Source organism: Belnapia arida (genome assembly GCF_016773205.1).
Taxonomy (GTDB): Bacteria; Pseudomonadota; Alphaproteobacteria; order Acetobacterales; family Acetobacteraceae; genus Belnapia; species Belnapia arida.
In genome coordinates, this window is the sequence record NZ_JAETWB010000055.1 from 1 (window position 1) to 19,546 (window position 19,546).

A 19,546-nucleotide genomic window follows, 5' to 3' on the forward strand; every position below is an offset into this window, starting at 1 on the left:
TCTGTTGCTCTCCGTCATCGACACCTCCCAGGCTCCTCAGCCTATCAAAGGTGTCCGTGAAATCGGGACAGGCCCAACCAGCTGACGGGTTGCTGCTGCTGGACAGTACCACCTGCGAAGCCCACCGCGCCGCGAATGGCGCTGTCGGCAGTTCGGCGACCGCCGAAGCGCTGATGGCGCAGGCCGCATCCTGCGGCTGATAGCTAGCCCTGGGCAGCATTCCGACCTGCGCTATGCGACAGCGTTGGCCTCGGGCATCCCGGCTTGCGAGGCGGCGCTTGACCGCGGTTATGTCTCAGCGCGGCTTCGCGCGGCCATCGCCGCGGCGGGCTGCACCGTCCACACTCCACCCAAGCGGGGCATGGTTGATCCACCCGCATGGGACCCGTGCTGTACGCCCGGCGGCACCACGTCGAGAACCTGTTCTCTCGGCTCAAGGACTTTGCCCGCATCGCCCTGCGACGCGACAAAACCCGCCGCAGCTGGATGGGCTTCGCCCGTCTCGCAGCCACCATGATCAATCTGCGCATCGCTGAGTCCGGTCACAGCCTCCTAGGGCACTGGTCTATCCCTCATTGCGACGGGCGGCGGCGATCTCCGTCCCCGCCCAGCCCTCAGTGATCTTCACCAGCTCGGTGACGTCGCCCTTGGCCCCGCCGTCCGCCATGGCGAGGCCATAGAGCATCTGCGCGGCGCGGCTGGTCGGCATCACCAGCCCCAGCGCCTCGGCCTCCTGTAGGGCGAGCCGCATGTCCTTGGCCATGAGCTCCATGCGGAAACCGAAGTCGAAGCGCCGGCTCAGCACCGGGCCGGCGGCGAAGCGTTCGGTCGGGAAGCTGCGACCGGAAGATTTGTTGATCGTGTCGATCATCAGCTCGGGGTCGATCCCGGCCTTGGCGCCCATGGCCAGCGCCTCGCAGGCCGCGGCCCAGGTGGTCGCCGCCAGCAGGTTGTTCACCAGCTTCAGGGTCTGGCCCTGGCCGACCTGGCCGCCGACCAGCACGGTATTGGCGCCGATCACCTCGAGCACTGGGCGCACCCGGTCGAAGGCCGCCCGGTCGCCGGCCACCATCACCGCCAGTGTGCCGGCCTCGGCCCCGGCGACGCCGCCGCTGACCGGGGCATCCAGCGCCACCACGCCGCGCGGCGCGAGGCCGGCCGCCACCGCCTGCGCTGCCTGCGCCCCGGTGGTGGAGAGGTCGACATAGATCCGCAGCGCATCGCCTTCGGCCAGCCCGGCCACGCCGAGCGCCACCTGCCGCACCACTTCAGGCGTCGGCAGGCTGACCAGCACGATGGCCGCCTCCCCGGCGACGGCGGCGGGGCTGTCGCGCCCCTCCGCCCCGCGCGAGACGGCGGCGGCCAGCGCCACCGGGTTCAGGTCATGCGCCAGCACCCGGTGCCCGACCTCAAGCAGGCGCCGGACCATCGGCGCGCCCATGGCGCCGAGACCGATGAAGCCTAATGCTTCTCTCATGGTGGGTTCGGTCATGGCTGCACCAGCGGGCATCCGCCCTCGGCAAGCGGGCGGAAGGCCTGCCCGCCCGGGACGGTCGAGAGAATGCGGTAGAGGTCCCACGGGCCGGTCGACTCCCCGGGCTTTTTTACCTCCACCAGATGCACGTCGTGCACGTGCCGGCCATCCGCCCGCACCCGCCCGCCCCGGGCGAAGACGTCGTCGACCGGCAGCTCCCGCATCTTCGCCGCCACCGCCATCGCCTCATCTGTACCGGCGGCCTCGATCGCCTTCAGCCAGTGGCGAACGCCGGAATAGACACCGGCCTGGTACTGCGTCGGCATGACGCCGCGATGACGCTCGGCGAAGCGGCGGGCGAAGGCGCGGGATTCCTCGTTCTGATCCCAATACCAGGCATCCACTGAGACGACGCCTTGCGCGGTCTCCAGGCCGAGCGATTTGATGTCGGTGATGTTGACAAAGAAACCAACCAGCCGCTGGCCCTGCCGTGTCAGGCCGAACTCGCCCGCCTGCTTGATCGCGGTAACCGTATCCGTGCCGGCATTGGCCAGCGCCACGACCTGGGCGCGGGAGGATTGCGCCTGCAGCAGGAAGGAGGAGAAGTCCCCCGTGTTTAGCGGATGCCGCGCCCGGCCGAGCACCCGGCCGCCCTCGGCGTTCACCACGGCTTCCGAGCCGCGTTCCTGGGCATAGCCGCCCTCGTAGTCCACTGTCAGATAGTACCAGCTCCGGCCGCTCTGGGCCATAACGGCGCGGGTAATGCCGCTGGTCAGGGCGTAGCTGTCCAACACCCAGTGAAAGCCGACCGGCGAGCATTGCCGACCGGTCAGTTCGGTGGAGGCAGCCGAGGTATTGATGATAATGCGGTTGCGCTCCCGCCCCACCTGCTGCACCGCCAGGGCCACGGCGCTGTTCGGCATGTCGATGACCATGTCAACTCGGTCAGTGTCGATCCAACGGCGCGCCAGCGCGGCGCCGACATCTGGCTTGTTCTGGTGGTCGCCGCCAACCACCTCGATCGGCTTACCCAAGACGCGGCCGCCGTGGTCCTCGGCCGCCATTCGGGCGGCGACCATGGAGCCGGGGCCGGAGAAATCGGCGTAGGGGCCAGAGACGTCGGTCAGCACGCCGAGCCGCACGACGTTGTCGGAAACGGCTGGGGCCGCCGTTTGGGCAGGTGCCAGCGACGGCGCGAGCAGCATGGTAAGGGCCGCGACGGCCCCGCGGATCCTGGACAATGGTCTTCCTCCTGTGTGGCGTTTTGGGCACCTTGCCGCCCAGGCTACACCACCGGATGGAAACGGCCAGCCGCGCCCCGCCAACATCCCGCCCCCACTGGCGTCCCTCCCGGGCAAGGCAGCACCAGGGGCACGGACATGGAAACCGGATCGGAGCCAGTCAGGTTAGCTAGACAGTCCGGTCACAAACCCTAGCAGCCTGTCGGATTCCCAACGGGCCTGAGATCGGCGAATCTGTTCGGCATGACGCAGCTCATTCCGTTCAGCCGCGACCAGGCTTTTCTGCTGCCGCCGGATGCCAAGGATTGGTTGCCGTCGGACGACGTGGCGCATTTCGTAGTGGCGGCGGTGGACCGGGTGCCGCTTGGCGCCTTTGCGGTGCGGCCGATCCCGGGCGGCAAGGCGCAGTACCACCCGCGCCTGCTGCTGGCGCTGCTGATCTACGCCTACGCCAACGGCATCTTCTCCTCGCGCCGCATTGAGCGGGCTACGCACCGCGACCTCGGGGTGCGCTATGTGGCGGCGAACCTGCATCCCGACCACGACACCATCGCCGCCTTCCGCCGCGGCAATCGCGCTGCCTTCGAGGCGGCCTTCCTGCAGGTGCTGCTGCTGGCGCGCGAGAGCGGCCTGCTGCGGCTCGGGACAGTGGCGATCGACGGCACCAAGCTCGACGCCCACGCCTCCAAGATCCGCTCCGTGCGCTACGATCGGGCGCGGGCGCTGCGCGTCAGGCTCGCCGCCGACATCGCCGCACTGACCGACCGCGCCGAGGTGGCCGACGCCGAGGCCCAGCCCGACCCGCAGGCGCTGCCCGCCGAGATCGCCAGGCGCGAGGCGCTCAAGGCTAAGCTCGATGCTGCCTGCGCCCGGCTTGAGCAGCAGGCCCGCGCCGAGGCGGAGGCGGCCCGGCCGGACTACGAGGCCAAGCGCGCCGCTTACGAGGCCAAGACGGGCCGCCGCGGCCGCCCGCCCAAGCCGCCCGAGGACGATCCGCCGCCCGAGCGCGAGTCCAACCTTACCGACCCCGACAGCGCGCTGATGCGTCGCTCCGACGCCCATGAGTACCGCCAAGCTTACAATGCCCTACAGCGCCTTCTTCAAAACCGACCTCAACTTCCTTCTCCGCACCTGGGACGGGCAGCACCTCATGATGACGGGCTGCACCGCAAAACCGATTGGGGCGGGCCTGCCACGCGGCAACCACGAGGCATCGCTCCTCGCCATTCGGCTGCTTTTTGGTTGGGTATCAGGCGCCGGGCGGTTCACCAAGGCGCTGGACTTCTAACGCCGAACCCGGCCAACCTATTCGCCGCCACTACTGAGCATTCTCCGGGGGAGGCAGATGGCACAGAAGCTGAGTGTGAAGTTGTTGAAGGATATCCTCGCCGCCTTTAACAGTCGTGACATAGACAAGGTAATGATTTTCTTCGCCGAGGATTGCATCCTTGAAACCCCGCGCGGTGCCGATCGGTGGGGACGACGCTTTGAAGGTGCCGCTGCGGTCCGTGAGGGCTTGCAAATGCGCTTCACTGGTATGCCGGATGTCACCTACACGGATGACAGCCACAATGTGGATGGCGACAGCGGCATGTCAAAATGGACAATCCGCGGAACCGATGCGCGAACTGGACAGAAGGTGGAAGCCAATGGCTGTGATTTTTTCACCTTCCGTAATGGTCTGGTGGTCAAGAAGGACAGCTACTGGAAGATAATCGACTGTAATCATTGATCCAGTTCGGTTGCCAATAATGCTGCTCAGAAAATTTCCTAGTCTGATTTTACTATTGATTCACCGCTCGGCTGGGCATTGTCACATTGTTCGATGACCAGGCGGGTTTGACCGCAGGACGGAGCTTGCGCGATCTCACGCTGCCACCTGGGCACACGTCTCTTGCCGCCAGGTCTGGAAGGCCTTGCGGCGCGAACGGCGATACTGTTCGGCGGCCGTCAGGTGCCGCCGCGGACGGAAGTGACCATAGATCATCGCGTGCGCCGAGAGGAACCGCTGTGCCTGTTCAGGTGACTTGAAGCGCTGCATCTGTCGTTCTCGACGTCGCGTCGGGCGGTGGGAGTTCTCGGCACGGTTGTTCAGGTATCGGCTGGTCCGATGCCGCACGCCGGACAAGACCTCACGCTGCGCCACGCAGTAGCTGCGCAGCCCATCCGTGAGGAGCTTGCGGGGCTTGTACTTCAAGCCCATCAGCAGGCGTTCGAAGAAGCGTTTGGCAGCCGTGGCATTGCGCCGCTCCTGCACGAGAATGTCGAGCACGACGCCGTACTGGTCCACTGCGCGCCAGAGATAGAAGAGCTCGCCGTTGATCTTCAGGTACACTTCATCAAGATGCCAGGTGTCGCCCGGCCTCGGCCGCCGCTTGCGCAGCTTGGCCGCGAACTCCGCGCCGAAGCGGAGGCACCAGCGCCTGATGCTTTCGTAGCTGACCACCACGCCCCGTTCGGCCAGGATCAGCTCGATATCACGCAGGCTCAGGCTGAACAGATGATAAAGCCAGACTGCATGCTGGATGACCTCGGCCGGGAAGCGGTAGCCGGGGTAGGTGGCAGGCTCGGTTGACATCCGGCCAACTTGGCCCAGCCAGTTTATTCCGACCAGAGCCCAACGACGTGACAATGCCCAGACCAGATATAATGCTGCGCTGCAGCAAAACTAATCACGATTGTTTTTCATGAGGATGCGGCCCCGCGTGCAACCAATCGCCATTGCCACGATCCGCACCGCAGCGGAGGGGATCGGCGGCGAATGCGTATCCCGAGCGGTCCCTGAAGGTTGCCGCAGGTGCCCAAGCCGGGAACATCTCTTTTAAACCAATCGCATATCCTCAAACGAGGTGCATTAGTTAATAGAAATGAAATATAACTCAGGTAGATACCTATGTGTCGATGCGGCTAACACACAAGAATTTGCAACAAGTTCTTCATAGATTTTTTATCTTTTATCTCTTGCACCGTAGTGCGTGCTAGCGCACACCTCTATTGTGCAGTGCAGCAATGCTCAATGCATTATAAATACATTTGCGGGAGACCCACATGGTCGACATTAACAAGCCACAGGACGTTCGTGCAGCCGCCACCGCCGATGCAGCCGTCCGTCGCGGTGCCGAGGCCGTCCAGCAAGGCGGCCACGCCACCAATGAGGCACTGCGCCAGAATGCCGAGGTTGGTGCCGACATGGCACGTAAGGGAACCGAAGCCGGAGCCGATGCGGCTCGTCGCGGTGCAGAGCTTGCGAACGACACGGCGCGCCGGGGCGCGCAGGCGGTCACCGACGCTCAGCGCCAGATCACTCAGGAGGCAGCCCAGCGTTTTGAGGAGGTCAGCCGCAAGGTGGCCGAGGCGGCCCGGGGCACAAGCGAGAACGTGCGCCAGTTGATGGCGCTGCCGAACGCCGCCGAAGGCGGGTTGCGCGACCTGCAGCAGGGGATGGCCGGCCTGTTAGAGGGCGTGATGCAGACCAACCTGCGCGCGGCGCAGGAGTTGTTCCGCCTTGCCAACCCGGCGCCGATCGTGGAACTGCAGCAGCGCTTCGTGCGCGAGTACACCGACACCGTGCTGCGCAACACCGCCACGCTGGTTCGTGCAACGCGTCGCACCGCTGACGAGACGCTTCGCCCGCTCGAGGAGCAGATCCGCCAGGCCGACCAGGGTCAGCAGCGCTCTCAGGCCGCGGCGGAGTAACGCCGGCTCAGGATCCGCGAAGATCCTGAGCACACAAGGAAGCGGCCGGGGCGCTACGGGTGCCTCGGCCGTTCTCCTATCAGCCCGACGACTAGACGCGCCGGCATCGCCAGCCGCCTCCGCGGAGCGCAGCCAGCTTTCCTGCCATAACGGCAGCGTCTGGCGCCACGGAAAGCATGGAGCGGAACATGGAGAAGACCAAGCACAACCTCGCCGGTTTGGTAGAGGAAGCTGCTGCCAACATGCGCCATTTGATGACCGCCGCGCCGGGTACTAACACAGCTGGACAGCAAGTGCAGGACACACAGCGGGCCGCATCGCTCCTGTTCGATAGCGTGATGGCGACCAACAAGCGCTTCGCCGAAGCGCTGCTGGATAACGCCAAGCCGAGCCCGGCGGTGGAGCTGCAGCGACGCTTCGTGGGCGAGTACTTCGATGCACTGGCACAAGGCGGGACTTTGGTACTGCGTGCAGCGGGCGAAGCGGCTCAGCAGTCCTCGCAGCGGCAGACGCACGACCGCGACCAGCAGCAGGGCGGTGGCGAAGCGGCCCCCGCAGCGAGGTCTGAGCCGGCTCCGACCAAGCGAATCCGACGCTCCCGCTCGCAGGCGTCGCGCAAAAACGGGAATCTCACTCGTAGGAAAGTCGCAGAGTAGACGCCAGACCACGTAAACGGGCTCGATGGCCAACTCGCATAAACCGAGGCGGACCTGTTTACAGCGGAGAAATATTGGGACGCCCCACCAAACAGAAGCTACGCGGCGGAGCCAAGCATGCTCCGGACGCCGTGCAGGGTGCCCCAGCGGTACAGCAGGGTGCGGTTTATCGCCCCCGCCTCCTGTGGCATCATCGCCATCAAAGGCTTGTTCACTGGCATGATGACCAACATCGTGAACGGCCAGTTTGCGAGCAGGAACAAGCTCCCCACCATTCACTGCCACTCGCGGGAGCCATACCAAGCCAGGAGCCCTACAGCCCCTCCCAACACTGCCAAGCCAGCCTGGATAGACAGCGCACGTTTGTAGCGGGGCTGCCACTGCGTTAGCAGAGGCCCATCGTCCAACCCCATCCTGGCAGTATATTCAACGAGGGTGATGTAAAGCGCGGCTCCAGCGAAAAGGGTCGCAAAGACAAGAGCAACGAGGCCAGGGATCAACTGAATTCTCCTTTGGTGCGCTATACGGGAAACGCGACCAAGCCTGATGCGCCTTTTCGGATACCGATCGGGTCGAGACGCCGAGGCTGAGAAGAACCCGTCCGAGGGCGGGCGCAAGAGCCACCAACCTGCAATTCTATTTCCAGTTTAGCCACGATGCCGAATGGCAATAGAAATGGCAACACACCGTAAGTCAGCTAGGGGTCGAGCACAGCGGTAGCCCAAGCGTGTGAGAGCGAGCATCGGATGGCAGGGCTAGCCTGTGCGTGGTACCGAGGATGCATGCACACCAACCACGATATACGGCCGCTGCTGTGCCCAGGATCGCCGTGCCGGGCTTGCCGATCATGCCCTTCGTAGAGTGGCCTCCGTGCGGGCCTGCAAGTCGTCGAAGGACAGACCTTCGACCATGTCGACGACGGCAAGCCCGTCGGGTATGACATCGAGGACCGCCAGGTTGGTATAGATCCGGCTCACGCAGCGCGCCGCCGTCAGCGGATAGGTGCAGCGTTCAAGGATCCGCGGTCGACCGTCCTTGGTCACGTGCTCCATGACGACCCAGACCCGCTTGGCACCGACCGCCAAGTCCATCGCGCCGCCGATCTGCCGCCCGACATCCGAGGCCGACTGTGACCAGTTGGCCAAGTCGCCGTTCCGCGCCACCTGGAAGCCGCCGAGCACACAGAGGTCGAGATGCCCGCCACGCACGATGGCGAAGCTGCTCGCATGGTCGACATAGCTGCCGCCTGGCCGGATGGTGACGCGCTGCGTGCTGGCATTGACCAGCCAGGGATTCTCCCGGTGCGGCTCTGGCGCCGGGCCCATCCCGAGGATGCCGTTCTCGGAATGCAGCACCACCTCCCGCTCCGGCGGCACATGGTCCGCGACCAGGGTCGGAATTCCAATGCCGAGATTGACGTACCAGCCGGCCGGTATGTCCTGCGCCACGCGGGCCGCCATGCCGGTTCGTCCGAGGGGCGTGAAGTCTTTTGCGTTGTCGCTCATTCCCGCCCTCCTTCAGCGCGGCAGCTTCGGATCGCCGGCCGCGACATGCAGCACGCGGTCGACGAAAATGCCCGGCGTGACGATTTCGTTGGCAGCAAGCTGCCCGAGGTCGCAGACATGGTGCGTCTGCACGATGGTAAGCCGCCCAGCCATGGCCATGATCGGGTTAAAGTTTCGTCCGCTGTCCCTGTAGGTCAGATTGCCCCAGCGATCCGCGGCCCATGCCTCGATCAGCGCGACGTCGCCCGGTAGGGCGAGTTCGAGCACGCAGGGCCGACCGCCATAGTCCCGCACCTCCTTCCCCTCCGCCACGAGGGTGCCGGCGCCGGTCGGGGTGAAAAATGCCGGCACGCCAGCACCGGCGGCACGTATGCGCTCCGCCAGGGTGCCCTGCGGCACGATCTCGGCCTCCATGCGGCCCGCCTTCACCGCGTCGGCTGCCACGCTCCCGCTGCGCAGGAAGGTGGTGACGACCTTCCTCACGCGACCTAGCTCCACCAGGCGTGCGATGCCCTGGATGGGCTCATCCGGCTTCTGCACGCGGCCCGCGGCGTTGAGGACGATGGTGAGGCCTGTGGCGCCCTGCTCGATCAGGCCATCCAACAGGGCATGGGGCGCGCCGACCTCGCCGAAGCCTGCCATCAGGATGGTCGATCCGTCCCGGATGCCGTTCATCGCTTCCGCCATGGAGCGTACGAACTTGTCGATCATGCAGCCTAGGTCCCCCCTGCCCGCGACGCATCATGGTCCGGCGAACCGCGGGGTCGGAATGGTAGGCGCAGTGCCGCCTGCCCGGCCAGCCGCGGCCGGCACATCTGGCGCTTCATCGTCCTGGATGATTGAGTGCGCGTAGGCACGCGCAGACGCGCCGGTAGGAGGAACGAGGAATGGCCCGCATGCCGTCGTCCATCGGGGTTCAGCGCCGCGGGGTCATCCTGTCCGGGGCCGGCCTGGCACTGCCGGGCGTGCTTCGCGCCCAATCCGCTCACTTCCCGGACCGGCCAATCCGGCTGGTGGTGCCCTTCGGCGCCGGCGGCAATCTCGATACCCTGGCGCGGCTGCTGACGCCCGGCATCGCGGAACGGCTGGGCCAGCCGGTAGTGATCGAGAATCGCGCCGGCGCCGGCGGCAACCTGGGGACGGAGCTGGTCGCGCGGGCCCAGCCGGACGGTTACAGCCTACTGCTTGGCTCCAACGGGGCGCTGACCATCAATCCGCTGATCATGGAGCGGGTCCCCTATGACACGATGCGCGACCTGCTGCCGGTTGCGCTGTGCTTCCGCACGCCGAACGTGCTGGTGGTCAGCCGCAAGCTGCCGGTCACAACGCTGGCCGAGTTCATCGCCTATGCGAAGGCACGGCCGGGCCAGGTGCAGTGCGGCTCCGCCGGCGCCGGCACCTCCAACCACCTGATGATCGAACTGCTGAGCGCCGCGACCGGGGTCGGCCTGATCCATGTTCCTTATCGGGCGAGCGGTGCCGCGACACCGGACCTGTTGAGCGGCACCCTGCCCGCCTCGATGGAGCAGATCACCATCGCTCTGCCGCTGCACCGCGACGGGCAGGTGCGCATCGTCGGCATCGGACTGCCCGGGCGTTCGCCGCTCCTGCCGGACGTGCCGAGCTTTGCCGAGTTGGGCGTCCCCGATGGCGGCCTCGTCTCCTTCATCGGCATCCTCGTGCCCAGCGGCACGCCGGCGCCGGTTGTTGGCCTGTTGCGCGAGGCCATAGCCGCAGCCCTGGCAGATCCCGCGCTGCGGGCACGGGTGGAGGAGACGGACAGCCTGGTCGCGGATGCTGCGGCGGCGACCCCTGCTGGCTTCGGTGCCTTGTTGCAGCGTGAGGCGGAGCTGTCCCGCCGCGCCGCGGCCGCGGCCGGCATGCTGGTGCGATGACATCGGCTAGGCGGCCTCGATCTTGCGACATCGTCGGTCAGATGCCGAGATCGACGTCCTCCACCGAGCATGGTCGCTGCGCCGGATCCCGCGCATCGTTCATCGGGCCGAAGGGCTCCGGCCAATCGGCTCCTCGCCTCACGGCCAAGGAGGCGGACTTTCAGGCCTGCGGCATCACCCCACGCCAAAAGGCTCCGGACCCGGCAAGATCGATGATAGCCGTGCCAAGGTTGGAGCCAACCACACCCTGCACGCCGGAGAGGAAACAGCTTATGAGACGTCGAGGCCTCCTCAGCGCAACCCTGGCGCTGCCTTTCATACCAGCGTCGGGGCTGGCACAGCCGTCAACGGCTTGGCCTTCGCGGTCGCTTCGCATGGTGATTCCCTGGCCCCCGGGCCAATCGACCGACGTGCAGGGCCGCCTCATCGCCCAGCTGCTGAGCGAGCGCCTTAGCCAGACGGTCGTGCCGGAAAACCGGCCTGGGGCGGGCGGCCAGATCGGCACTAATGCGGCGGCGAAGGCGGCACCGGATGGCTACACGCTGCTCGCGGCTTCCATCGGGCCGATCAGCTTCCAGCCCTTGGTCAGCCGCACCTCCTACGATGTCGAGCGTGAGTTCGCGCCGGTGGCGAGCTACGGCATCGCGCCCTATGTGCTCCTCGCCAGGCGTGACCTGCCCGTCACCGATCTCCGCTCCTTCATCACGTTGCTGCGTGCCAACCCTGGCAAATACACCTACAATTCCTCGGGCGTCGGTGGCTCCCAGCATCTGCTGGGTGCGGTCTTCAACGCCATGGCCGGGATCGAGGCGCTGCACATCCCCTTTCTCGGCAGCGCCCCGGCCTTGTCGGCCCTGCTGGGTGGCCAGGTGGACTACGGGGTCGATACCCTCGCCGCCGCCTTGAAACTCGTGCAGGAGGGACAGCTGCGTGCCCTTGGCCTGACTACTGCCCAGCCATCGCGCTTCGTGCCCTCGATCCCACCAATCGCCGCGGCCGGCGGCCCGCCGGACTACGACATCGGCGGCTGGAACGGGCTGATGGTGCCGGCCGGCACGGCACAGCCGATCATCGACCGGCTCGTGACCGAGGTGCAGCAGGGCCTCGCCACGCCGGCGCTACGCAAGCAGTTCGAAGCCCTCGGTATCGAGGTCGAAGCGCGCGGACCGGACGACTTCCGGGACTTGCTGCAGCAGCTACGAGAGAAGTTTGGCAGCGTAATTCGCCAGCTTGGGATACGCGTCGATTAGACCAGGATGGACACCGAGCCATATTCTCAAAGGTCAAGTTCTAGTCAGCAATACTGACTTGGGTCACGCGGGACTTACCGCAAGTGACTTCTTTAGAGCGGATAGCTTCCGCAGTCTGCTCGAACGGCCAAACTTGTCTGAAACGGGTAGGTCCGCTGTCGGGCGAGGCATCTGAGACAGCAGCCCACGGCAGGCCCGCCGCCGCCCCCTTTCAGGACGCCTCGGATGCAGCGACCGAGAGCACCCAGATCGTGCCGAAGCGGTCCCGCAGCTTGCCGTAGAGCGGCGCCCACCCGGTCGGCGCCAGCGCCTCCAGCATCGGTCCGCCAGCGCGCAGCCGCTCCCAACGGTCGGTGTGGCGACCTTCGTGACCATGGCCGCACTGAATGCCGCCCTCTACGGGTTGCTGGCCTCCTCGGCGCGGGGCGCTCTGCGCAAGCCCGCTGTACAGCGGGCGGTCAATAGGACCGGCGGCGGGCTGCTCATCGGCTCCGGTCTGCTGGCAGCCGCCTGGCGCAAGGCCTCAGCCCGACCGTCTGTCTCCTGACCGGCGGCAGCCCAGAATGGGGTGCCGCCGTACCGGATGGGGTGCGGACCTTCAGGATCGGCAAAGCTTCTCCTGCCGGTCCAGCTCAGCGGCAGCCAGGGCCGCGATCTGCAAATCGATCTTGGCGAGGGGATCATCGTCGCCCAGGAACCACGAGGCCGAGAGGCCGGCCCAGGCCAGCACCCAGGATACCAGGCGCCGCCGCTCCAGCCCACTCGCAGCGGCGACGATATCCAGCCGACGCGCAAAGCGGCCGGGCTGTGTGGCGACCGGCTGTGTTGGGTCCGCCAGGTCGGGATTGGTGAAGATGTTGGCGAAGTCGAATCCCCGCTCGCCGATCAGGTGCTTGGGGTCGATGGCCAACCAGCCCCGGGTGCCGAAGTCGAGCACGTTGCCGTGGTGCAGATCGCCGTGCAGCGCGCCCACCTCACGCGGATGGGCGAGGAGGGCGCGGGCTGTCTCGGCACTGCGGGCGAGGATACCGCCGTGGCGGTCCGCTGCAGGCCACAGTTCGCCGAACCACGCCGCGAGAGGCGTCAGTTCTGGCGGAGGCTTCGGGCGGGGTGCATGCAGTCGGGCGGCAGCCGCGCAAAGGATATGGCACGCCTCGTCGTCCTGCCCGGACCGCGCCATGTCGCCGAGGGACGCTGGACCAGTCGCGCGCTCCATCAACAAGGCATCGCCGCCCCTGGCGAACACCTGTGCGGCCCCGTCACCGCCCCACCACTCCATCAGCACGCCGCCAAGCCGCTCATCGGCCTCATGGGACAGCTTGAGCATCGCTGGCTTACCATCCATCAAGATGGGGAGGAGGTGGGCGGCGTGCGTGGTGATCGGCGCGCCGTCAGGAACCAAGCCCCAGCGGGTCAGATAGGCCTCGAACATGTCGTCCGTTGTAGCACGGCGTATGACCGCTTTGGGCCGCCTGCCGCAGCTGGCTTTCCTAGCTAAGCCTTCCGCCGGAACGGGTGGGGAGCAGTTGCTTAAGCAGACTGGCCGCCTGCATAGCGATGCATAAGGATTGCCGGCCCCCACCTTGTGACGATCGGTCCGGAGGCCGTCAGGAAGCCGGACCGAGCGAAGGCGCGTCGCGCGCGATGATTTTCAGGGTGAGGGTCAATGCCGATGGCGGGCACACCGAGTCTGAAAAGGTAATCAGCATGGTGCCGGACGATCCTGGCACCGTGACCTTGTCCAACCTCCCCAGGCTCGCCGATGTAGACGTCCATTCCGCGCGAACCTACTGGCAGGTAGCTGAAGTGGTGAGGCATCCAGTCGGCGACAGCATAATCCTGGATGAAGGCCAACGGACGCCCGGCGACCGCAGCGATCCACATAGCTACCCGCGTCTCACGCAATTTCTCCGCTTCAGGCTCGACCTCGGGAGGTCCCCACCAGCGGCGGACGTGGGCCTGGCGGCGCCATGATGCGAGGAGCGGCAAGTCAGCCTCACTGACCGGCTGTATCAACATGTCCTGTGTCATTGAGGCATGATGGCGAGGGTGACGGCACGCAGAAAGGTCAGCTTAGGGTTGGCATTGGCTGTGGCATCAGCAAGATAGGGGAAGAGAGAACAGCGGTTGGGGCGGCTGACTTGGCCCATCGGGGCTTATCGCAAGGAACCCAAAGCTTCGGGATCGCCGTCGAGTGACCGGTGAGAGTAGACTGCGACTGTCGCTGCGTCCCGCCAGAAGGTCGGCTTCGCCCTTGTGGCCGGACATGCAGGCAGCTGCCTGCCATGGCGTGGTCTGCCCGGAAACGGAATCAGCACTTCTGATGGCAGTCCTAAACAATTAGTTATGCGACGTCCTGCCACGCCGACATACAGCGTGACAGGACGCGCTGGCTTTATCCCGTCAGTAGCTCAGCTATCTGCGAGAAACGAGGCACGCCGCAATGCCCGTCACGACAACAATGGGCAAATTGGCCGGTGAACCAAATTATCGATCCTGTGGTGGGACCTTGCGTCGCTTCGGCAATGTCAAGCCACCGCAGCGCCGCGCCGAGCCATAGCAGTCCTGAGAGAAAACCCAGAAGCGAGATGCCCGACACGCCACGGCGGCAGTGGCGCAGCGATGCAACATTTTCAAGCGAGGGATAGATGCCGACGCCTTTGAACATGGTGTACATTGCGTGACCCGGCTTTTGGTGCCAGGTCCTCCGCCCTCCACCACGATGGCCGCGCGAGGATCGTGCGGCGCAGGGTAGGTCTGGGAAGCATCCTGATTTGATTCATCGCCCATCAAAATGCCATGTGAGTTCGTAGGCATACTCGTCACAAAACTATAAAGACCTAGGCATATCGACCGTTGAGAATGAGTCCTGTCACGAGCCGGCAGTATGGACACTGCGTTGGTGGGCAGATAACCGACGATTTTATGGATTTTTTACGCGGCTGGGCCGTCGTTCATATAGCTCCGTTACGCACTAAACTCCTACGCCTCTCCGCTGACCATACCGTCTATCGGAGGCGCTTGTGCTTGACGTCATTCTTCTGGCCCTCGGCCTTGGCATCTTTGCCGTGCTGGCCGCCTACGCCGCGGTCTGTGAGCAAGTGTAGGCCGCCATGTTCGAGCTCGTGCTCGGTGGCGCCGTCACCGCCGGTCTGCTGATCTACCTCCTCTGGGCGTTGCTGCGCCCCGAAAGCCTTTAGGCGAGGCCTTTGCACCATGACACTCTTAGGATGGGCGCAGATCGCGCTCGTGCTCGCCTGCGTCCTGCTCGCCGCGGTTCCAATTGGACGCTTCATCGCGCGCGTCGCCGCCGGCGAGCGGACATTCCTGCATCCGATCCTGGCGCCGGTCGAGCGGGGCATCTATGCCCTGGCTGGCATCGACCCGATGCGCGGACAGGACTGGAGGCAGTATGCGCTGGCCATGCTCGCCTTCAGCGCGGCGGGCTTCGCCTCGCTCTACGGGCTGTTGCGGCTGCAGGGGATGCTGCCCCTGAACCCCCAGGGCTTCGCCGGCATGCCTCCCTACCTCGCCTTCAACACGGCGGTCAGCTTCGTCACCAACACCAACTGGCAAGCCTATAGCGGCGAAGTTGCAGCATCCTACCTGAGCCAAATGGCGGGGCTGACCGTCCACAACTTCGTCTCCGCCGCGACCGGCATCGCCCTTGCCCTGGCCCTGTCGCGGGCATTCGCCGCAGGGAAAGTATCGCAGCTCGGCAATTTCTGGGCTGACCTCACCCGCGTCACCCTCTACGTCCTGCTGCCGCTCTCGGTGGTGGTCGGGTTCGCCTTCGTCGCGCTCGGCATGCCCCAGACCCTCGGCGCCTATGTCGAGGCCTCGACGCTGGAGGGCGCCCAGCAGGTCATCGCGCTCGGGCCCGTCGCCTTCCAAGTCGCCATCAAGCATCTCGGCACCAACGGGGGCGGCTTCTTCGGCGTCAACGCTCTGCACCCCTTCGAAGGTGCGAATGCGCTGACGACCTCGCTGCAGATCTGGTGCCATCAGGTCATCTCCTTCGCGCTTTGCGTGACCTTCGGCGCCATGGTCGGTAACCGGCGGCAGGGCTGGGTGCTGCTCTCTGTCATGCTTGGCTTCGTCATCGCGGCGACCGCCGCCATCTATGCCGCCGAAGCCGCGGGCAACCCCCTGCATCTCGCCGCCGGTGTCGACGCCGCGCTCGGTAACATGGAGGGCAAGGACGTCCGCTTCGGGCAGGCCCTGGTGGCGCTGTTCACGGCAACGACCACCGGAGCTTCCTGCGGCGCGGTCAATGCCATGTTCGACAGCTTCACGCCGCTGGGTGGCATGGTGCCGCTGTTCCTGATCCAAATGGGCGAGGTGCTGCCCGGCGGCGTTGGGTCCGGCCTGTACGGCATGCTGATCTTCGTGCTGCTCGCGGTCTTTGTCGCCGGCCTCATGGTCGGCCGCACCCCCGAGTTTCTCGGCAAGAAGGTACAAGCGCGCGAAGTCAAGCTCGCCATGCTGGCGGTGCTAGTGCTGCCGGCGACCATCCTCGGCTTCGCCGCCATCTCGATGGTGCTGCCGGCGGCCCTGTCATCGCTGGCGAACCAGGGCCCGCATGGCCTGACCGAGATGCTCTACGCCTACACCTCGGCGGCCGGGAACAACGGCTCCGCCTTCGGTGGCCTGACCGCCGACACGCCCTGGCTCGACACCACGCTCGGCATCGCCATGCTGCTCGGCCGCTTCGCCTTCGTGGTGCCGGTCATGGCGATCGCCGGTTCGCTGGCGGCGAAGGTGAAGGTGCCGGAGGGCACGGGCACCTTTCCGACCCATACGCCGCTATTCGCGGGGCTGCTCGCCGGGGTAATCCTGATCCTCGGCGGCCTGCAGTTCCTCCCCTCCCTTGCCCTGGGTCCGCTCGCCGAGCACTTCGTGATGCTCGCGGCGAAGACCTTCTGAGGTCCGTGCCATGCCTGATATCTCTCCACCCATCGACCAGGGTGCCTCCGCGCGCACCTCCCGTGCCAGTAACTCTGCCTTCTTCGACCGGGCGATCCTCGGCCGGGCAACGGGCGACGCGCTGCGCAAGCTCAACCCGCTCTTCCTGGTGCGGAACCCGGTCATCTTCACCACCGAGGTGGTCTCGGCTCTCGTCACCGTCCTTGCCATCCGCTCGGCCATCACCGGCGGGGCCTGGGGCTTCGCGGCGGGGATCGCAGCCTGGCTCTGGCTCACCGTCCTCTTCGCAACCTTTGCCGAGGCCGTCGCCGAGGGCCGCGGCCGCGCCCGGGCGGAGAGCCTGCGCCGGGCGCGGACGGAATCCCGCGCCAAGGTGCTGGTCCGCCCCGACGACCGGACGCTGTGGCAGCCGCGGGTCGCGACCGATCTGAAGCTTGGCGACGTGGTCGTGGTGGAGGCGGGCGACCTCATCCCCTCCGACGGCGAGGTGATCCAGGGCATCGCCTCCGTCAACGAGGCGGCCGTCACGGGCGAGAGCGCGCCAGTGATCCGTGAGTCGGGCGGCGACCGCAGTGCCGTCACCGGCGGCACGATGGTGGTCTCCGACTGGCTGGTCGTGCGGATCACCGCAGCACCCGGCTCGACCTTCCTCGACCGCATGATCTCCCTCGTCGAGGGCGCGTCGCGCCAGAAGACGCCGAACGAGATCGCGCTCGACATCTTGCTGGCCGGCATGACGATCATCTTCCTGATCGCCGTGGCCACGCTGGTGGGCCTCGCCTCCTGGAACGGACAGCCGCCCTCCGTCACGGTGCTGGCCGCGCTGCTGATCACCCTCATCCCGACCACCATCGGCGGCCTGCTCTCGGCGATCGGCATCGCCGGCATGGACCGGCTGGTGCGCTTCAACGTCATGGCGACTTCCGGCCGGGCCGTCGAGGCGGCTGGCGACGTCGACGTGCTGCTGCTCGACAAGACCGGCACCATCACCCTCGGCAACCGTCAGGCGGCCGCCTTCGTGCCGGTGCCAGGCGTCTCCGAGCGTGAGCTGGCCGAGGCCGCGGTCCTGGCATCCCTCGGCGACGAGACCCCCGAAGGCCGCTCCATCCTCACCCTGGCGCGCGACCGCCATGGTGTGACATCGCAGGCGCTTCCGGCCGACGCCAAGGTCGTGCCCTTCACTGCCCAGACCCGCATCTCGGGCCTTGATGCAGATGGCATTCGTTATCGAAAGGGAGCGGTCGAGAGCCTGATCAAGGCAGTCGGCGCCGAGCCCCTGCCGGCGCTGTCCCAGGCCGTGGAGCGCATCGCGTGGTCGGGCGGCACCCCGCTGGCGGTTGCCAAGGAGGGTCGCCTGCTGGGGGCGATCGAGCTGAAGGACATCGTCAAGCCTGGCATCCGCGACCGCTTCACCGCGCTCCGCACCATGGGCATCCGCACGGTGATGGTCACCGGCGACAACCGCCTCACTGCGGCGGCGATCGCCGCCGAGGCCGGGGTAGACGACTTCATCGCCGAGGTCACGCCAGAGGACAAGCTCCGCTACATCCGCGATGCCCAGGCCGAGGGCCGCCTGGTGGCCATGGCGGGCGATGGCACCAACGACGCGCCGGCGCTGGCCCAGGCCGATGTCGGACTGGCGATGCAGACCGGCACCCAGGCGGCGCGCGAGGCGGGCAACATGGTCGACCTTGACAGCGATCCAACGAAGCTGATCGAGGTCGTCGAGATCGGTAAGCAGCTGCTCATCACCCGCGGCGCGCTGACCACCTTCTCCATCGCCAACGACGTGGCGAAATACTTCGCCATCCTCCCGGCGATCTTCGTCGCCAGATACCCGGAGCTGCAGGCGCTGAACGTCATGCGGCTGACGAGCCCCGAGAGTGCGATCCTCTCGGCGGTGATCTTCAACGCGCTGATCATCGTGGCACTGGTGCCGCTGGCGCTGCGCGGCGTGGCCTACACCCCGGTGGGTGCGGCGGCGCTGCTGCGGCGGAACCTGCTGATCTATGGGCTGGGCGGCATCGTCGCGCCCTTCCTCGGCATCAAGCTGATCGACCTGTTGCTCAACCTCTTCGGAATCTACTGAGCCATGAACACGCTGCTGCGCCCCGCGATCACGATGGTGGTCGCCCTCACCGCGGTCACAGGCCTCACCATGCCGCTTGCCATGACTGGCGTCGCCCAGCTCGTCTTTCCCAAACAAGCCGATGGCAGCCTGATCGAGCGCGACGGAAAGATTGTCGGCTCCTCGCTGATCGGCCAAGCCTTCACCAGCGAGCGCTACTTCCACAGCCGCCCCTCAGCGACCACCGAGGCCGATCCGGACAACGAGGGCAAGACCCGCGCCGCTCCCTACAACGCAGCGGCATCCGCTGCCTCGCAGCAAGGCCCGACCAGCGAAAGCCTGCTGGCCTCGGTCCGTGAGCGCGTCGAGGCCAACGGCCCCGCGCCGATGCCGGCCGACGCGGCAACTGCCTCGGGCTCCGGCCTAGACCCGCATATCAGCCCGGCTAATGCGGTGCGCCAAATCGCCCGTGTGGCCGCAGCGCGTGGCCTGCCAGCGGAGCGCGTCCAGGCCGCCGTCGCCGCGAACACTGAGGGCCGCGAGCTCGGCCTTCTCGGCGAGCCGCGGGTGAATGTCCTGCGGCTCAATCTCGCACTCGACGCGCTGCGCTAAGGGATGACGACATCATGCGTAAGCTTTTCAGCACCTTGCTTTTGGGTAGCACGGTTGCGTTGCCGGCGCTGCCGACCAAGGCGCAGACCGCCATCGACTCCCTCGGTCTCACGGTGACGCTGACGCCGACCGTCTCAAACGATTATCTGTTCCGCGGCATCAGCCAGACGCGCAACAACTGGGCCTTCCAGGGCACGGCCGATGTCCAGCACGACAGCGGCTT

20 protein-coding genes and 1 pseudogene are annotated in these 19,546 nt (G+C 66.2%); 12 read left to right on the forward strand and 9 right to left on the reverse strand.

Going from position 1 to position 19,546, the window contains the following annotated elements; translation table 11 throughout:
• On the forward strand, positions 1-200 hold a 200-nt coding region (locus JMJ56_RS34445), incomplete at its 5' end, for a hypothetical protein (RefSeq protein WP_236038880.1).
• A gap of 365 nt (positions 201-565) precedes the next feature.
• Here JMJ56_RS34445 and JMJ56_RS30170 read toward each other — a convergent pair.
• A complete protein-coding gene (locus JMJ56_RS30170; RefSeq protein ID WP_236038882.1) occupies positions 566-1,492 on the reverse strand; it encodes an NAD(P)-dependent oxidoreductase in 927 nt (308 codons plus the stop codon).
• Positions 1,489-2,715 (reverse strand): ABC transporter substrate-binding protein, encoded by a 1,227-nt coding sequence (locus JMJ56_RS30175; RefSeq protein ID WP_236038884.1) that lies wholly within the window; start codon positions 2,713-2,715, stop codon positions 1,489-1,491. The genes JMJ56_RS30170 and JMJ56_RS30175 overlap by 4 nt, the downstream gene beginning before the upstream one ends.
• A 243-nt stretch (positions 2,716-2,958) precedes the next feature.
• Here JMJ56_RS30175 and JMJ56_RS30180 point away from each other — a divergent pair.
• Together JMJ56_RS30180 and JMJ56_RS30185 are read left to right on the forward strand one after the other, a co-directional pair.
• Positions 2,959-3,801: pseudogene (locus JMJ56_RS30180) on the forward strand (transposase); the annotation flags it as partial.
• Positions 3,802-4,060: 259 nt separating this feature from the next.
• Positions 4,061-4,447 carry a nuclear transport factor 2 family protein gene (locus tag JMJ56_RS30185; protein WP_202835460.1) on the forward strand — a complete coding sequence of 129 codons (387 nt, stop codon included), beginning with the start codon at positions 4,061-4,063 and terminating at the stop codon, positions 4,445-4,447.
• A 135-nt stretch (positions 4,448-4,582) separates the two neighbouring features.
• Here JMJ56_RS30185 and JMJ56_RS30190 read toward each other — a convergent pair whose 3' ends face one another.
• Positions 4,583-5,293 carry an IS6 family transposase gene (locus tag JMJ56_RS30190; protein ID WP_202835461.1) on the reverse strand — a complete coding sequence of 237 codons (711 nt, stop codon included), beginning with the start codon at positions 5,291-5,293 and terminating at the stop codon, positions 4,583-4,585.
• A 470-nt stretch (positions 5,294-5,763) separates the two neighbouring features.
• Between JMJ56_RS30190 and JMJ56_RS30195 the strand changes: the two genes are divergently transcribed.
• Together JMJ56_RS30195 and JMJ56_RS30200 are read left to right on the forward strand one after the other, a co-directional pair.
• The gene (locus tag JMJ56_RS30195; protein WP_202835462.1) at positions 5,764-6,411 is read left to right on the forward strand and encodes a phasin family protein; all 648 of its coding nucleotides are present in this window, start codon (positions 5,764-5,766) and stop codon (positions 6,409-6,411) included.
• A gap of 188 nt (positions 6,412-6,599) precedes the next feature.
• On the forward strand, positions 6,600-7,067 hold the full coding sequence (locus tag JMJ56_RS30200) for a hypothetical protein (protein ID WP_202835463.1): 468 nt from the start codon (positions 6,600-6,602) through the stop codon (positions 7,065-7,067).
• A 98-nt stretch (positions 7,068-7,165) separates the two neighbouring features.
• Here JMJ56_RS30200 and JMJ56_RS30205 read toward each other — a convergent pair whose 3' ends face one another.
• The 3 genes from JMJ56_RS30205 to JMJ56_RS30215 all read right to left on the reverse strand — a co-directional run bounded on the left by JMJ56_RS30205 (position 7,166) and on the right by JMJ56_RS30215 (position 9,283).
• Entirely contained in the window at positions 7,166-7,330 is a 165-nt protein-coding gene (locus JMJ56_RS30205) for a DUF1772 domain-containing protein (RefSeq protein WP_202835464.1), read from the reverse strand.
• 582 nt (positions 7,331-7,912) lie between these two features.
• Positions 7,913-8,572, reverse strand: a complete 660-nt coding sequence (locus tag JMJ56_RS30210) for a 3-oxoacid CoA-transferase subunit B (RefSeq protein ID WP_202835465.1) — start codon at positions 8,570-8,572, stop codon at positions 7,913-7,915.
• 12 nt (positions 8,573-8,584) lie between these two features.
• A complete protein-coding gene (locus JMJ56_RS30215; protein ID WP_202835466.1) occupies positions 8,585-9,283 on the reverse strand; it encodes a 3-oxoacid CoA-transferase subunit A in 699 nt (232 codons plus the stop codon).
• Between the two features lie 176 nt (positions 9,284-9,459).
• On the opposite strand from JMJ56_RS30215, the gene JMJ56_RS30220 reads away from it, so the two are divergent.
• Positions 9,460-10,467: a Bug family tripartite tricarboxylate transporter substrate binding protein gene (locus JMJ56_RS30220; RefSeq protein WP_202835467.1), complete on the forward strand. Its 1,008-nt coding sequence runs from the start codon at positions 9,460-9,462 to the stop codon at positions 10,465-10,467.
• A 374-nt stretch (positions 10,468-10,841) separates the two neighbouring features.
• A complete protein-coding gene (locus tag JMJ56_RS30225; RefSeq protein ID WP_202835468.1) occupies positions 10,842-11,717 on the forward strand; it encodes a Bug family tripartite tricarboxylate transporter substrate binding protein in 876 nt (291 codons plus the stop codon).
• A gap of 598 nt (positions 11,718-12,315) precedes the next feature.
• Here JMJ56_RS30225 and JMJ56_RS30230 read toward each other — a convergent pair.
• The 3 genes from JMJ56_RS30230 to JMJ56_RS30240 all read right to left on the reverse strand — a co-directional run bounded on the left by JMJ56_RS30230 (position 12,316) and on the right by JMJ56_RS30240 (position 14,394).
• The gene (locus JMJ56_RS30230) at positions 12,316-13,149 is read right to left on the reverse strand and encodes an aminoglycoside phosphotransferase family protein (RefSeq protein WP_202835469.1); all 834 of its coding nucleotides are present in this window, start codon (positions 13,147-13,149) and stop codon (positions 12,316-12,318) included.
• A gap of 98 nt (positions 13,150-13,247) precedes the next feature.
• Entirely contained in the window at positions 13,248-13,748 is a 501-nt protein-coding gene (locus JMJ56_RS35780; RefSeq protein WP_202835470.1) for a GNAT family N-acetyltransferase, read from the reverse strand.
• Between the two features lie 364 nt (positions 13,749-14,112).
• On the reverse strand, positions 14,113-14,394 hold the full coding sequence (locus JMJ56_RS30240) for a hypothetical protein (RefSeq protein ID WP_202835471.1): 282 nt from the start codon (positions 14,392-14,394) through the stop codon (positions 14,113-14,115).
• A gap of 436 nt (positions 14,395-14,830) precedes the next feature.
• On the opposite strand from JMJ56_RS30240, the gene kdpF reads away from it, so the two are divergent.
• The 5 genes from kdpF to JMJ56_RS30265 all read left to right on the forward strand — a co-directional run.
• Positions 14,831-14,917 (forward strand): K(+)-transporting ATPase subunit F, encoded by an 87-nt coding sequence (gene kdpF / locus JMJ56_RS35785; RefSeq protein WP_202835476.1) that lies wholly within the window; start codon positions 14,831-14,833, stop codon positions 14,915-14,917.
• A gap of 16 nt (positions 14,918-14,933) precedes the next feature.
• Positions 14,934-16,643, forward strand: a complete 1,710-nt coding sequence (gene kdpA, locus JMJ56_RS30250) for a potassium-transporting ATPase subunit KdpA (RefSeq protein WP_202835472.1) — start codon at positions 14,934-14,936, stop codon at positions 16,641-16,643.
• 10 nt (positions 16,644-16,653) lie between these two features.
• Positions 16,654-18,732 (forward strand): potassium-transporting ATPase subunit KdpB, encoded by a 2,079-nt coding sequence (kdpB, locus tag JMJ56_RS30255; RefSeq protein ID WP_202835473.1) that lies wholly within the window; start codon positions 16,654-16,656, stop codon positions 18,730-18,732.
• Between the two features lie 3 nt (positions 18,733-18,735).
• Positions 18,736-19,323, forward strand: coding sequence for a potassium-transporting ATPase subunit KdpC (kdpC, locus tag JMJ56_RS30260; RefSeq protein ID WP_202835474.1), 588 nt, complete (start codon positions 18,736-18,738; stop codon positions 19,321-19,323).
• A 14-nt stretch (positions 19,324-19,337) separates the two neighbouring features.
• The coding region (locus tag JMJ56_RS30265) for a TorF family putative porin (protein WP_328702513.1) at positions 19,338-19,546 on the forward strand (209 nt) is incomplete at its 3' end.

Coding starts and splice junctions, on each gene's coding strand:
- JMJ56_RS30190 (WP_202835461.1), bottom strand. CDS start 5,293: ATGTCAACCGAGCCTGCCACCTACCCCGGCTACCGCTTCCCGGCCGAG.
- JMJ56_RS30225 (WP_202835468.1), top strand. CDS start 10,842: ATGGTGATTCCCTGGCCCCCGGGCCAATCGACCGACGTGCAGGGCCGC.
- JMJ56_RS30215 (WP_202835466.1), bottom strand. CDS start 9,283: ATGATCGACAAGTTCGTACGCTCCATGGCGGAAGCGATGAACGGCATC.
- JMJ56_RS30200 (WP_202835463.1), top strand. CDS start 6,600: ATGGAGAAGACCAAGCACAACCTCGCCGGTTTGGTAGAGGAAGCTGCT.
- kdpA (WP_202835472.1), top strand. CDS start 14,934: ATGACACTCTTAGGATGGGCGCAGATCGCGCTCGTGCTCGCCTGCGTC.
- JMJ56_RS30240 (WP_202835471.1), bottom strand. CDS start 14,394: ATGTACACCATGTTCAAAGGCGTCGGCATCTATCCCTCGCTTGAAAAT.
- JMJ56_RS30195 (WP_202835462.1), top strand. CDS start 5,764: ATGGTCGACATTAACAAGCCACAGGACGTTCGTGCAGCCGCCACCGCC.
- kdpC (WP_202835474.1), top strand. CDS start 18,736: ATGAACACGCTGCTGCGCCCCGCGATCACGATGGTGGTCGCCCTCACC.
- JMJ56_RS30230 (WP_202835469.1), bottom strand. CDS start 13,149: ATGTTCGAGGCCTATCTGACCCGCTGGGGCTTGGTTCCTGACGGCGCG.
- JMJ56_RS30220 (WP_202835467.1), top strand. CDS start 9,460: ATGGCCCGCATGCCGTCGTCCATCGGGGTTCAGCGCCGCGGGGTCATC.
- JMJ56_RS30170 (WP_236038882.1), bottom strand. CDS start 1,492: ATGACCGAACCCACCATGAGAGAAGCATTAGGCTTCATCGGTCTCGGC.
- JMJ56_RS35780 (WP_202835470.1), bottom strand. CDS start 13,748: ATGACACAGGACATGTTGATACAGCCGGTCAGTGAGGCTGACTTGCCG.
- kdpF (WP_202835476.1), top strand. CDS start 14,831: ATGTTCGAGCTCGTGCTCGGTGGCGCCGTCACCGCCGGTCTGCTGATC.
- JMJ56_RS30210 (WP_202835465.1), bottom strand. CDS start 8,572: ATGAGCGACAACGCAAAAGACTTCACGCCCCTCGGACGAACCGGCATG.
- JMJ56_RS30185 (WP_202835460.1), top strand. CDS start 4,061: ATGGCACAGAAGCTGAGTGTGAAGTTGTTGAAGGATATCCTCGCCGCC.
- kdpB (WP_202835473.1), top strand. CDS start 16,654: ATGCCTGATATCTCTCCACCCATCGACCAGGGTGCCTCCGCGCGCACC.